Origin of the sequence: Runella sp., assembly GCF_027484545.1 — a bacterium.
Lineage (GTDB): Bacteria > Bacteroidota > Bacteroidia > Cytophagales > Spirosomataceae > Runella.
In genome coordinates this window covers 59,729-71,874 of the sequence record NZ_JAIXST010000169.1, presented here as the reverse complement: position 1 = coordinate 71,874, position 12,146 = coordinate 59,729, and the positions used below count along the sequence as shown (strand labels likewise).

Sequence of the window (12,146 nt, the reverse complement as noted above, 5' to 3'; positions counted from 1 at the left end):
TTGTAGAGAATGAACTTAATAACAGGCCAAGAAAAAGACATGATTTTCAAACACCAAATCAAATTTTTAATCAATTAACTAACCATCAAGAAGTTGCATTTGTAACTTGAATCCTGCATTCGTTTACGGATATTGGGTGAATAGCTGCCTTCCATGACCAAACTTGCCATAACGGCAGCGCCATACCCGGAGAAATGAGTGTCATCCGTGAGTCCTTTTGGATTTTTCGGAAAAATAGTTGCTCCGTAGTGCAGGAACAACAGCTTTGAACCTTCCACACCGTGTTTCTCAATCACTGCCTGACTTTTGGCGTGCAAATCTATCATCGGCACTTTCAGTTCTTTGGCTACGTCTTTGACCACTTGCGGGTATTCACCGTGCTGGTCTACAAACGCTCCTTTTTCGTCAAACTTACGGCGCATGACGGGCGTAATCAGCAATGGATTACCGCCTTTGGCGCGGGTTTCATTCACAAACCGAATCAGGTTTTGACGATACAGCGTTTGCGCCGGTGCCGAGCGAGTTGTATCAGCTACTTTTTGGTCATTATGGCCAAATTGAATCAATACCCAATCTCCTTTTTTGACCTGAGAAACTACTTTTTGCCAACGTCCTTCGGTGATAAAACTCTTGGTACTGCGACCGTTAACCGCATGATTTTGAATCTGTACGGCATCGGTATTAAAGTAATTGGGCAATACCATGCCCCAACCTGTCTCGGGTTTGTCGGCGGGTAGTTTATCGGCTAAGGTAGAATCGCCGCAGAGAAATAGGGTGAGTTTATCATCGGCAGGGCGAAAAGCCGTGAGGGTCACTAAAAATAGAATTCGGAGAAAGGGTTTCATCATGATAGGAGGGAAATAAACGACTTATTTACACGAGATTAAGCCTTAAATTGGTACAAAACAACTCATTTTTTGGATTTTTTTATGCAATCGTTGTCGGCAACGTTGCCGGTAGAAAGCCTGAAATACCTGTGAAGCAAAGCAGTAATGTAAAGACAAAATTCTAAATTCACATTCTAAACCTTTCACGTTATGACTGCTTCTTCCAAAACTGAGTTTTATGCCGACCGTGCGGTCGACCAAATTGAGAATTCTATCAAAATCATTTACAAGGTTATCTGGTGGATTTGGCCGACTGTCTTTTGGATTTACTTTTTCGGGCTGTGGTTTTTACCGAAAGATATTCAGAAAGTAATAGGAGATATAGGGAGTCGTTTGCTCGCAAAAATCCCGGTTTCCGATACTATTCTTTATTCAATTGCCTTCCTGCCTTTTTGGCTTTGGATGGTAGGTTTATTGCTGTCCCGGGCCGTAAAAATCGTGCGCAAATATTTCCTATACCCCAAAACGGATTTTACCGAAACTGCCCTTGTCTCCATAGAAAAAAAGGAACGTATTGTACATCGCTCCGGTCGTAACGGTTCATATTCTTATTTACTATGGATAAAACATCCTGTTTCCCAAACGCACATCAAAGTCGATGTAGAAAGTGCTGATGCATTTGAGAAAATAAAAGAAGAAGAACAGGTACAGATAAAACACCTGCTTACTCCTACCAATATTATCTACCTGAAGGTGAGCAATTTGTAGTATTTATTATAACAAAATACTTGGTGGTGATAACACTAACAAGGGCCAAAAACTTGGCAAAGTAGTACTTGGCAGTGAAAACACCACCAAGCGCCAAATAGATTAAGAATTATTTCAAATGCAACGTTCCAAACGCATCGGGACGATGAAAACGCGGTGTAGCACCGCTCATGGAGGGGCTCCAGCAGGTAAAATCGCAATCGGCCGGAGTACATTTCCAATCCGAATTAGAATGTGATTGACGTGAAACAATCCGATAAAAATTAAGCCGATAGGTATCTTTTTTCCCTCCTAACAACGTCCACGGAATCTGCATTTTTCCTGACCAAGTCTCACCGCTTGCCTTTACTCCATGTTTGATACCCGCATTTTCGTAAGGAACAAACGTGAGTTTCTGGGGAGTTTCTTTGGTCGGATTGTCAATCCAGCCCACAAAAAGAGCATTGTTCGAGTTAATTTCCAGTTCTAAATAGCGCGTCGGCGTCGCTTCTCCCTCGGCAATAAACAATTCAAACACTTCCTGATTCCACATTTCGGTGTTGTGCTGTTTATACGTATTTTCCTTCCAAAATGGGTTGTGTTGACATTCAAAATCAATGTACAAATAGTCGTCGTCGTATTTTAGCTTTACCAACGTAGTTTGCGTAGCTTGATGCCCGTCGGTAGCGTGGCGAAAATGGGTTTCCGGGAGTTGATTCCATTGATTTTTAGACAAAGTAATTTCGGGCGTCGCTTGCTGCATGAGAGATAAAAATAGATAAATGAAAGTCATTGAGAGTTAATAGTTTACCGCTCCGTCTTTTTTGAAGGGTTTGCCCGATCAAGCTTTTTGCTGCGTCCATTCTGCATCCAGGTCAGCCCAAAACGGATCAGTGGTTGGTAATCCTAACGGCAAAAAGCCCAACGTAGTCAAATACATACTTCCTGCGTTGGAGTAAGAGTCGGCAATGTTGGGCTGATGACCGGCAAAACCAAGCGTCAGCCAGCCTTCTTTGTCAAAAATTCCTTCCTGCGCAAACATCCGTTTCATCACCGCCGTCAACGCACAGCGCACCTGCGCGGGACTGACACCTTCGGGCAATTGATGAATCAAAGCTGCGTGAGCCAACGCCTGAAACGCACCCAAACGATAGGTTACGCTGCGGCCAAAAGCAGGAAACGAGCCTTCGGGAGAAATCAATCGTTCCAAAAAATCAGCGTGTCGCTGCATTCGTTTTACGGCCAGCGTCGTTCGTTCCTGCAAGGCTTTGTGGTTGCCGTTGGGAGATTGGCGTTTGTTGGCTTCCAACCACGTTTGCAACACATCCACCATCATGGGTTGAATGACAAACGAATTGTAATAATCGGTATGAAATATTTCTCCGTCTTTAAACCAGCCATCGCCCACGTACCAATCTTCAATTTTTCGAACACCGAATTCAATGCGATAGCGGTCGGCTTCCTCCCCGATGGATAACAAAAAAGCCTCTACAATCGCCGCAAACAACACCCAATTATTGTTGGGAGGCACCACACGCCGCAACAGTTTAAACTCCTCAATCACTCGCTTTTGACCAACACTGTCCAACGGTTTCCAAAGAGCATCAGGGGCTTTGAGTAAAGCCTGCGCCAAAAAGGCCGCATCTACCAACGTTTGCCCTTCTTTTCGCCAAAGCATGTAATCAGGATGCGACGGATTGACGCTGTTTTCGATGCTTTTGAGCGCATAATCGCGCATTTTTTTGCGAAGTTGTCCTTCTTCGGTGGCATCGTCGGGCAAAGCAAGCCACGGAGCTACGCCTACGATAGTTCGAGCAAAACCTTCCAAATAAGCCACTTTCGCGTTGCGATTGTCCCACGCGGGACTATATTCCACCTTCCAATTTTTGACCAAGGTGCCTTCCGCCAAATTTTTCAAGACGGGCTCGGCGATTTTATAAAGGAGTTTTGCCCAATAAAGCCGATTGTCAGTAGCAGGTTGTGTATTGGGAATCGTATCGGGAATCACGCTGCTCAAACCCAATACGGCATTACTTTGTATAAAATTTCGGCGGTTCATCAATTTCTCAGAATTTAATCACCTTCAATTTCTTGATATTATCGAAGCCTCCATCAGATGAAATCAGCTTGGCAGAAAGATGAAGGGCAGTTCCTGCAATAATGGCATCGGGAAATTTGACTTTGTATTTTAGTCGTATTTGCAGAATGACAACTATCAGTTCAGTATTTTCTTGGGTTAAATCCAGCACATGAACTCGTTTCAAAAATGAATCAAACAACACTTTATCTACCTCATTCAGGGCTGGATTAGCTAAAAATTCGAGTTGACTAATAATGGAAATACCCACCCACTCCGCTTCTTTAAGTTGGTCAACTAAGCTTTGATTCCCTTGTAGAAGCGCCGTAATGGCATTGGTATCCAACAAAAACCTATTCCCACTCATTTCTCAGTTTTTTCTGCCACTCAAGGCCGTTCCCTTGCCACGAGAGTTTGCCCGCAAGGTCCGAAAAATCATAGCGATTGGGAAGCGATTCTTCAAATACCACCGTTACTTCTACCTCTTTTTGGGGCAAAAAAGAAGGGTGTTTGATACTCAATACCCCTTCTTTATCAATTTTTCCTCTTACTGTAATGACGGTCATGATTTTTTAGTTTAATCTAACAAAGATACCACATTTATGACCCCTTAAAAGCCATAGCCTATGTCATGGCCACCAAAATCGGAATGGTGCGATTCGTGGTCGAAAGTAGAGAAATCTTGGTGGCTTTCGTTGAGGTGAGGCGTAGCTTCAAATGTAGCTTGTTGATAATCATCTTGATGGTAAAAATCGCTGGCGTGTTCGTGGGGGCTGCATGTGGCCGTATGGAGGGTATCCATCACGCTGTTGATGATGTGTTCATGTACTTCGGGGGCATTGTCAATGGCTGAATGACTCAGATCATAACCCGTATTTATAGCTCCCGGAAAATGATTGATGTCATCGGCGATGCCGAAGTCGGTACCTGTTGTGAACAGATTCTCATGGTGATCAACAGGAGCGACCAGTTCAGAAGAGAGCGCATCAGGGGGCGTAGAGAGGTGGGTTATATTATCTGCTTCGATGCCGTGTTGCTCATAGAGGTGGTTGAGGGCATTATCACCTGCATTATTACCAGCCGAATGCATTGCCAGGGCAACTATAGCATCAGGGTGTTGCTGCTCAAAAGCCTGAATGGTGCTTTCAATTTCCTCCCGTTGCAAATACCCAAATGTATGAGAAACCATACCATGTTCGGCAAAGGTTTCGTTGTGAGCGAGTTCGCCCATGCCGCTATGAGCGATTTGCTCATCGGTATAGTTACCTACACCCGATATAGCGATAAAAAGCCCTGTTGGCTCTTCTGAATGTTGTGGTTGATTTTCCATATTGTTTGAAGTTTACATGACTAAGATTTTACCTTCTTTGTTGATAACTACATATAAATTGCTTGATGAACCCTCTACTTGTGCTAACATACAATTACCCTCAAAGTGTTTAATCCATTTAAAAGTAAAAGGAATAACTATGTGATTTTTTTTATTGATAACCCCTTGCTTTCTATTCTTACTTACAACAGCCATCCCCCCAATAAATGAGTCTGCATGTTCATACTCAAAAGGGATTATTTTCTCATTATATTCATTTATATACCCCCATTTGTTACCTTTTTTTACAGCGGCAAGACCTTCAAAAAATGGCATAGCATTTTCATAAATACTAGGAATTTTAATAATTGGCTCTCCATCTTTTGCTATTTCAAAGAATCCATACCTGAATTTATCATTCTTATCTTTACTGTTGCTATGCTGGACTATAAATACAATTTTATTTTCAGAAATTACTGCCAACTTATTTCTATCCCAAATATTTATCATCCAAGAATTATTTAAGAGTTTTATATTGCCTCTTGTATCAAGTATAAAAAAGAACATTGGGCCAGAATCATCATATTTTTTTAGAGTAACTATTTGATATTCACTATCAAAATATTTAACTAAATATGGTACAATTTCCAAATCATAGCGATTATAGTAATTTTTCTTTTTTACAGAAGTTTCAAAATCAAGCTGTGTATATTTTTTTGTCTGATTATTATACAATCCAAAAGTAATTGTAAAGCCATTTTTTGAGGTAATTTCTTGAAAAATGAATGAATTATTTCCGATATACATCAGTTGACTGAACTTAGCTGGAAGTACTAATTCTCCTCTAAAATCTAATGCACCGTGTTTAGCCCCCCCATTATCATTGCGTTGCCATGTGATAATGTAACCATCATGCGTCAATTGATAATGTTCATATTCCTGTTTATCATAAATGAATGTAATATTTCCATCAATATCCACGATACCACTTTCATCTTTTTTCTCAAAAACACAAAAACTATCAAGTGGTGAGCTTAATTTATCGTACTCAAAAGGCAGAACTATCTTCCCTGTAATATCAATGAGTCCCCATTTATCATTTTTTTTGACAGATATAAAGTTTTCTCGTATATCATCAGAGTCTTCATATTCAGTAGGTATAACAAACTCTCCATTTTGATTTAAAAAACCCACCAAACCTTGGTTTTTTTGTATTCTTAGAAAACCTGAATTAAAATAAGGGGAATAAGGTAATATTTGAAAGCCGTGTCTATTTACATATTTTGATGAATTTATGTTATCAGTATCCCAACGTATTACATAAGGACTTAGCTCATTTCCATTCAAATCTTTACAACAAACGTCTCCGTTCTTATCAACTACCAATGAGTTGAAATCAATCGCTATAAAGTTTTGACTATTTGTACCAGATTGTTTATTTGATATAAGATTTTCCTGCCTCCCCTTCAACACCTCATACCGTTCCAAAAGCGAAGTTTTGAGGGCTTCCCAAATACCCAAACGGGTGAGTTCTTTTTGCTTGGCTTCGAGAAAATCAGGGGTTTTTACTTCGTACACTTGGCGGGGATAATACGAAAAGTAATTGTCGAGTATCACTTGTACGCATAAACCCACGTGGGTGTCGGTATAAAGTTCGAGTCCTTCCAATACGTCAAAACGCCCTCTGAGTTCTACGGCTTTTTGGCGTAGTAGTTCGGGGTCTGTTGGGAGAGCGTTGCCTGTTTCGGCAGCTTTTTTCTTTATCTGCTTGATGGCATCGTCGAGGGCTTTTTGTTTGATGGCCTGGATGGTGTTGTAGGATATGTCCCACAGTTTTTCGATGCGGAGGCCCCAATCAGCTACTTTTTGCCCGTCAATACGCAGTTGGTCAGGACTCATACCCGCCGTGAGGGCATAGATGCCAAAACCCGTTCCCGTAAAAATGCCATAGACAATGATACAGGGGCAGTTGAGCTCCCGGTAGAAGAAACTACGGGCTTCGGCTTCGCTTTTGAAGGTTTCGGAAATAGTAATGGTCGAAAAGAGCCGCCCTACATACGCTGCATTGCGGGCTTTGAAGTTGTCATACGTTCGCTGAAAAGGCGCAATCCGAAAAGCCTCTTCTTTGAGAGGGTTCAGATCTTGTAGTGGATTGGTGCAGAAAATAACATAAGGAGGCTGCTCATTACCAAAATGGGCTTCTTTCCAAGTTCCTCGGAGGTATCGTTCGCTGTCACGGATTTTAGCTCTGTCAAGGTCTGCCTGGTTGATGAGTTCACCGCCTCTCAATTCGGCTTGGCGGATGCGGTCTTGTTCACGGGCGTTTTGTTGGAGTTCTTGCTGCAAATACGTCATTTTGAGCTGATGCTCTTGACGTATTCCTTCTATTTCCAAGGCTGTGAGGCCACGCTCATTTTCACGTTCCCGCTGCCATTGGCTATTTTGAGAATTCATTAAAACCGAGGCAGCTTGTAAGGCAGTATTGATAAGGCTCATAAGGCGGGAAAGAGGTTATTACTTAGAAAACGAAAAATACAAAATATTCTATATGCACTTCAGTTTTTCTACTATTTTATCTAACTTCCCCAGCCCTCACTACAAAACTTTCAAACAAACCGGCATCGACACTTTGATTTCTTTTCCCGTAGGCGTGAGTTTACCTGTTTTAGTATCTCTGCTAAAAATTACAATATTATCGCTGTCCTGATTGGCAACCAATACCCATTTACCCGTCGGGTCAATCATAAAATTGCGCGGCGTTTTTCCCAATACATTTTGGTGACCCACGTAGGTAAGTTCGCCCGTTTTTTGGTTGATACTGAAAATAACCAAACTTTCGTGAGCGCGATTGGAGCCGTACAAAAATTTACCATCGGGCGAGATATGAATATCAGCGCACCATTTTTGACCTGTATAATCGGCGGGAATGGTTGAAACGGTTTGGAAAGACTCCAATTTGCCAGGCTTATAGTTAAAACCTGTAATAGTAGCGTCCAACTCCTGAATCACATACGCAAATTTTCCATTGGGATGAAACGTAAAATGCCGAGGGCCCGCGCCGGGTGCACTACTTGTAAAAGGTGGATTTCCTGGCAAAAGCTGCCCTGCTTTTGTATCCAAGGTGTAGATCATAATTTTGTCCGTTCCCAAATCAGGCACAAATACGTCTTTATTGTTGGAGGCAATATTGATAGAATGAACGTGCGGTTTTTCCTGACGTGCCGTGTTGACACTTTTCCCTTCGTGTTGAATCGTTTGAGTAGCGACGCCGAGCGAGCCGTCTGCCTGTACAGGTAAAATACTCAGGCTTCCTCCGCCGTAATTACCCACCATTACCCATTTGCCCGTTTTATCTACCGCCACATGACAAGGCCCATTCCCACCCGCTGATTGGGTATTAAGCATAGTTAAAGTACCCGATTGTTTGTCCACCGAAAAAGAACTCACCGCTCCTCCGCTCATTTCGGCAACGGAATATAAATACTTTTTGTCGAGTGAAAAGGCTAAGAAAGAAGGGTTTTTGATGCCCTTGGCAATGCTGACCGGAGCAAAATCACCTGTTTGGGTATTGAATTTATACACATAAATCCCTTCGCTGGTTTTGGTGGTATAGGTACCGATAAAGAGGTAAAGATCAGCGTTTTGACCCATTGTTGCCATGCTCATCAATTGTAAAATTCCAAGAAGTAGAAGGCGCGCTTTTTTCATAACTAAATGATGTTTTTTGGGGAATAAAAAAACGGATTGAACACTATGTCCCCCCCCCTTATTAAAGGAATGACAAAAATAGTTTTACCCTACTTTATGATAAGGAGTTTGTCTTTCAAGGCAATATCTGTAGTGCTAACCTCCAGCTTAAAAGCTAAAGGAGTGTAAGGAAAGTTTAAAATTTCACTTTAACAACACTCAAATTTTTAGACCGAAATACCTCTTTCCCGTCGGCAAAAACCCGCATTCCTTTCCCTTTGTCATAGTGTTTTCCTGTTTTGTCCCAAAGAACGATAATGTTTTTTTCGTGGTACAAAAGGTTGTCCAGACAAAACCAATCCCACTGTTTTTGAGGCATTGTTTGTACAGTTCATCATAAAACACCTGCTTGGTCACGGTGCCGTGATTTTTGTAATGAGTCAGCAAATTAGATGATTCTTTCAGGGTTTCGTTCCGAAGACTTTATTTAAGAAAATCGTAATGTGATTGAGCACAGGCTCAAACCAAGGATTGAATAATACAAAGGTGTGAGGCGCTTCAGGGAAGGTATGTACTTCAGAATGAATGTGAAGAGAATCCAATTTTTTACGCATGTCATCGCGTCCTGCGTGCATACGCGCTACAGAGCTGTTGACAAAAAGAATGGGAGGTGTATTTTTAGTAATGTGATTCAAAGCACCGGCTTCATGCCACAGGTCGGGGTTCTGGGTTTTTGTGTAACCAAACCAATACGTAGCCGCGGAAATTGACTTGCTGTCGTCGCCCTCACCCGACTCCGGATGAATAAAAGCCAACGTACCATCCAAGTCTACAATCGCATTGATTTTACTTGAAAATTGAGCATTACCCAAGTTTCCTTCAAGGCTTGAAACGCCATCGGTTGTACCCAATAATGCTGCCAATTGTCCCCCAGCGGAATAACCCAAAGCGGCGATTTTGTCAGGGTCAATGTTGTATTTTTTGGCATTGGCCCGCAACCACCGAACAGCCGCTTTTACATCGTGTAAGGCCGCAGGATACAACGCTTCGGTGGAAAGTCGGTACTCAACCGTTACCGCAACAAAGCCTCGCTCGGCTAATTTTTGCGCCAGTGGAATGTGTTGCGAACGGTCGCCTGAACGCCAACCTCCTCCGTGAATAACGAGAACGGCGGGAAGCATTTTCTTAGATTTGACCTTTGGATGGAAAACATCCAATTTTAAATCGCGCGTCCCTGTATTGCAGTAAGAAATACCACGCTCTTCCGCTACGGAAGAAGGAAGTGGCAACTCAACGAGTGATGCTTGCGGAAATTGTTTTTGAATCTGTGAAAAAGCCCTTTTGGTGTTAAAAGAGGTGTCTTTTACGCCCGTAAGGCCAAAAGTAAGTAATGGCGATTCAGGATTCCAGTAGTCTTTTCCTCCCAAAACGTTTGTTATTGTGTATTTCTTGGCTTCATTTTCGGTCAATTGCTTAGACCAAGCAACCCGTTTTTCAGGATTAGCGCCGGCACCTTTGGATTGAAATTCGGCATAAAAAGCCATTTTCTCAGCATTGGGTTTATCCCAATTGTGCCAACCTTCCGGCTTTACGACCTTCGATAAGTTACAATTCAGAAAAACTGTTTGAGCATAATCTCGCCACGGACGCCCCAAATAAACACTTGCAGCGGGCGATTCTCCGTCAAGTTCACATTGGTTGAAAACGTAGCCAAAGGCTTGCCCTTGCGGCGTAGAAGCCGCTGTAAAATAGCCACCACTGAGTTTGGAATAAATTCGACAATTTTGAAAATAGGCAATCGCCCAACCAAAAATAAAGTCAACCGTTCCTTCGATGTAACAGTTCTTGTAATACTGCCGGGTTCCTTCTCTTTTGGGGTAAAGCGTGTCCTGAAATCCTAAAAATCGGCAATTGATGAAACGAGCTTTATCACCATCTACCAACATTGCCACTGCTTGCCCGACGGGGCCTGCGGAGTTAGCAAACGTAATGTTGATTGCCGTAAAATCATGGGCAACAATGCGCGTAGAAGTAGAGGTTGTCGTGCCCAATTTTACACCGTTGGGTGTTACTTTTCCCGAAAAATCATCATAGGTAAGGACCGTAGTTGCGGCCTCTTCTCCCATAATGGTCACGTGATTCTTAGTGGAATCGAGAGTAAGTTTTTCTTTGTAAATCCCTTTTTTGATGCGGATCAAAACGTCCTTTGTATTGTTGAGAGGAATGGCATTAAAGGCGGTCTGTACCGTCGTAAAATCCCCCGACCCATCTTGGGCGACTGTAAGAAGATTCCTATTTGAGGATTGGGCATGTACATTGTTCCCTAAAAACGAAAGTAAAAGCAAAAAATAGAAAGTCCTCATGCGCATCATTCGATTCAAAAATGTGTTAGTTTCCCCATTTTTTTAACCAATCGGGATACTCTGTAGATAAAAGTTTGGCAGGCCAAGTGCCATAATAAGCGTATCCGACCCGGCGCTCGTTTTCAATTTCGGCTAACGCAGCTCTCGGTACACTATCGCGGCCCGTAAAAAAAGGTTTGTTGGTTTCGAGGTTATAAAAACGCGCCCAAACGGTTGAATTGGGGTCTGTCACCACGATTCTATCTTTTCCTTTGGGTTGAGAAGCATCAACAATATCCTGCGTTTTGATTCCCACTATCTTTGAAGCCTCTAACCACGCAACCGCAGCATTAATCGAATTCTTGATTTCGGGTGCTGGGTTTTCAATGGTCATCAAAAATCGGATAATCCCTACACTTTCGTTACCGCTCAGCGATGCCAACTCAAAAGCACGAGCTTTGGCGGGCAACAGGGTTTTACGGTCGTGTTGTGCACACCAAGCTGTCAGTTTTCCATTTTGTACAAACTGCGTTTTAAGGATGCAGCCGATTCCCTTCGCCATTGCGGCTTTGGTTCGGGGAATCAAGGCTTTATCTACTGTCTCAAAATCCTTGGTGCCTTCCGAAACCGACTTCATAATCCACATCACGTCCATCATCGCGTTATCATTGTACGTAATGTGTTTATGATAACTGCTCGAATCGGGATAAAATTGCCCCCAACCGCCCGCCGTATTTTGCGCGGTTAACAGGTAGCTAATGCCGTTTTCAGCCGCCTTCAAATATGCCGGGTTGTTGGTTTTTTTGTAAGTCGAAACTAACGTATTGATTTCTCGTGTCGTAGCTTGGTCGTCAATAGTGGCGTCCAGTTTGTTTTTTTCGGCAAGCAACGCCAACATTAAAGATTCCGGCAGCGTTTTAGTATAATTGATGGCATCACCACCAGGCTGTGGCCAACCGCCGTTGTTGCGTTGATACAGCAACATTCGTTCGGCTACGGAGTCTTTGACCACTTCCTGCGCGCTTGAAATGACGGAAGACGTTTTACAACTTCCTGAGCCAAAAAGAACAAATAAAAACAGCAGGGTAGTCAGTAAACTTAAAAGAGGTTTGTTTTTCATGAGCTTCACTTTTTAGGGTTGTCGCTTGCGTCCCGCG

At 42.7% G+C, this 12,146-nt stretch carries 12 protein-coding genes; 1 reads left to right on the top strand and 11 read right to left on the bottom strand.

The window, feature by feature from the left end; translation table 11 throughout:
- Nucleotides 1–74: 74 nt before the first annotated feature.
- The gene (locus Q0081_RS16160; protein ID WP_298355307.1) at nucleotides 75–848 is read right to left on the bottom strand and encodes a rhamnogalacturonan acetylesterase; all 774 of its coding nucleotides are present in this window, start codon (nucleotides 846–848) and stop codon (nucleotides 75–77) included.
- Nucleotides 849–1,037: 189 nt separating this feature from the next.
- On the opposite strand from Q0081_RS16160, the gene Q0081_RS16155 reads away from it, so the two are divergent.
- Complete coding sequence (locus Q0081_RS16155) at nucleotides 1,038–1,595, top strand: hypothetical protein (protein WP_298355305.1); 558 nt, start codon at nucleotides 1,038–1,040, stop codon at nucleotides 1,593–1,595.
- Between the two features lie 109 nt (nucleotides 1,596–1,704).
- Here Q0081_RS16155 and Q0081_RS16150 read toward each other — a convergent pair whose 3' ends face one another.
- The 10 genes from Q0081_RS16150 to pelA all read right to left on the bottom strand — a co-directional run bounded on the left by Q0081_RS16150 (nucleotide 1,705) and on the right by pelA (nucleotide 12,109).
- On the bottom strand, nucleotides 1,705–2,367 hold the full coding sequence (locus Q0081_RS16150; RefSeq protein ID WP_298355303.1) for a carbohydrate-binding family 9-like protein: 663 nt from the start codon (nucleotides 2,365–2,367) through the stop codon (nucleotides 1,705–1,707).
- 48 nt (nucleotides 2,368–2,415) lie between these two features.
- Nucleotides 2,416–3,633, bottom strand: coding sequence for a DUF2264 domain-containing protein (locus Q0081_RS16145; protein WP_298355301.1), 1,218 nt, complete (start codon nucleotides 3,631–3,633; stop codon nucleotides 2,416–2,418).
- 7 nt (nucleotides 3,634–3,640) lie between these two features.
- Nucleotides 3,641–4,018 carry a PIN domain-containing protein gene (locus Q0081_RS16140; RefSeq protein ID WP_298355299.1) on the bottom strand — a complete coding sequence of 126 codons (378 nt, stop codon included), beginning with the start codon at nucleotides 4,016–4,018 and terminating at the stop codon, nucleotides 3,641–3,643.
- Nucleotides 4,005–4,217, bottom strand: a complete 213-nt coding sequence (locus tag Q0081_RS16135; protein WP_298355297.1) for a hypothetical protein — start codon at nucleotides 4,215–4,217, stop codon at nucleotides 4,005–4,007. Before Q0081_RS16135 ends, Q0081_RS16140 begins: the two co-directional genes overlap by 14 nt.
- Nucleotides 4,218–4,261: 44 nt before the next feature.
- Complete coding sequence (locus tag Q0081_RS16130) at nucleotides 4,262–4,882, bottom strand: hypothetical protein (protein ID WP_298355295.1); 621 nt, start codon at nucleotides 4,880–4,882, stop codon at nucleotides 4,262–4,264.
- Nucleotides 4,883–4,993: 111 nt separating this feature from the next.
- Entirely contained in the window at nucleotides 4,994–7,354 is a 2,361-nt protein-coding gene (locus Q0081_RS16125) for a WG repeat-containing protein (protein ID WP_298355293.1), read from the bottom strand.
- A gap of 201 nt (nucleotides 7,355–7,555) precedes the next feature.
- Nucleotides 7,556–8,668, bottom strand: a complete 1,113-nt coding sequence (locus tag Q0081_RS16120) for a lactonase family protein (RefSeq protein WP_298355291.1) — start codon at nucleotides 8,666–8,668, stop codon at nucleotides 7,556–7,558.
- Nucleotides 8,669–8,843: 175 nt separating this feature from the next.
- Nucleotides 8,844–9,026, bottom strand: coding sequence for a glycosyl hydrolase family 65 protein (locus tag Q0081_RS16115; protein ID WP_298355289.1), 183 nt, complete (start codon nucleotides 9,024–9,026; stop codon nucleotides 8,844–8,846).
- Between the two features lie 82 nt (nucleotides 9,027–9,108).
- The gene (locus tag Q0081_RS16110) at nucleotides 9,109–11,010 is read right to left on the bottom strand and encodes a pectinesterase family protein (RefSeq protein WP_298355287.1); all 1,902 of its coding nucleotides are present in this window, start codon (nucleotides 11,008–11,010) and stop codon (nucleotides 9,109–9,111) included.
- 25 nt (nucleotides 11,011–11,035) lie between these two features.
- Nucleotides 11,036–12,109 (bottom strand): pectate lyase, encoded by a 1,074-nt coding sequence (gene pelA, locus Q0081_RS16105; RefSeq protein ID WP_298355285.1) that lies wholly within the window; start codon nucleotides 12,107–12,109, stop codon nucleotides 11,036–11,038.
- Between the last annotated feature and the right edge of the window lie 37 nt (nucleotides 12,110–12,146).

Excerpts from the sequence above, each read along its gene's own strand:
- Q0081_RS16130 (WP_298355295.1), bottom strand. The coding sequence starts at position 4,882 with ATGGGCGAACTCGCTCACAACGAAACCTTTGCCGAACATGGTATGGTT.
- Q0081_RS16110 (WP_298355287.1), bottom strand. The coding sequence starts at position 11,010 with ATGAGGACTTTCTATTTTTTGCTTTTACTTTCGTTTTTAGGGAACAAT.
- pelA (WP_298355285.1), bottom strand. The coding sequence starts at position 12,109 with ATGAAAAACAAACCTCTTTTAAGTTTACTGACTACCCTGCTGTTTTTA.
- Q0081_RS16155 (WP_298355305.1), top strand. The coding sequence starts at position 1,038 with ATGACTGCTTCTTCCAAAACTGAGTTTTATGCCGACCGTGCGGTCGAC.
- Q0081_RS16160 (WP_298355307.1), bottom strand. The coding sequence starts at position 848 with ATGATGAAACCCTTTCTCCGAATTCTATTTTTAGTGACCCTCACGGCT.
- Q0081_RS16145 (WP_298355301.1), bottom strand. The coding sequence starts at position 3,633 with ATGAACCGCCGAAATTTTATACAAAGTAATGCCGTATTGGGTTTGAGC.
- Q0081_RS16140 (WP_298355299.1), bottom strand. The coding sequence starts at position 4,018 with ATGAGTGGGAATAGGTTTTTGTTGGATACCAATGCCATTACGGCGCTT.
- Q0081_RS16135 (WP_298355297.1), bottom strand. The coding sequence starts at position 4,217 with ATGACCGTCATTACAGTAAGAGGAAAAATTGATAAAGAAGGGGTATTG.
- Q0081_RS16115 (WP_298355289.1), bottom strand. The coding sequence starts at position 9,026 with ATGCCTCAAAAACAGTGGGATTGGTTTTGTCTGGACAACCTTTTGTAC.
- Q0081_RS16150 (WP_298355303.1), bottom strand. The coding sequence starts at position 2,367 with ATGACTTTCATTTATCTATTTTTATCTCTCATGCAGCAAGCGACGCCC.
- Q0081_RS16120 (WP_298355291.1), bottom strand. The coding sequence starts at position 8,668 with ATGAAAAAAGCGCGCCTTCTACTTCTTGGAATTTTACAATTGATGAGC.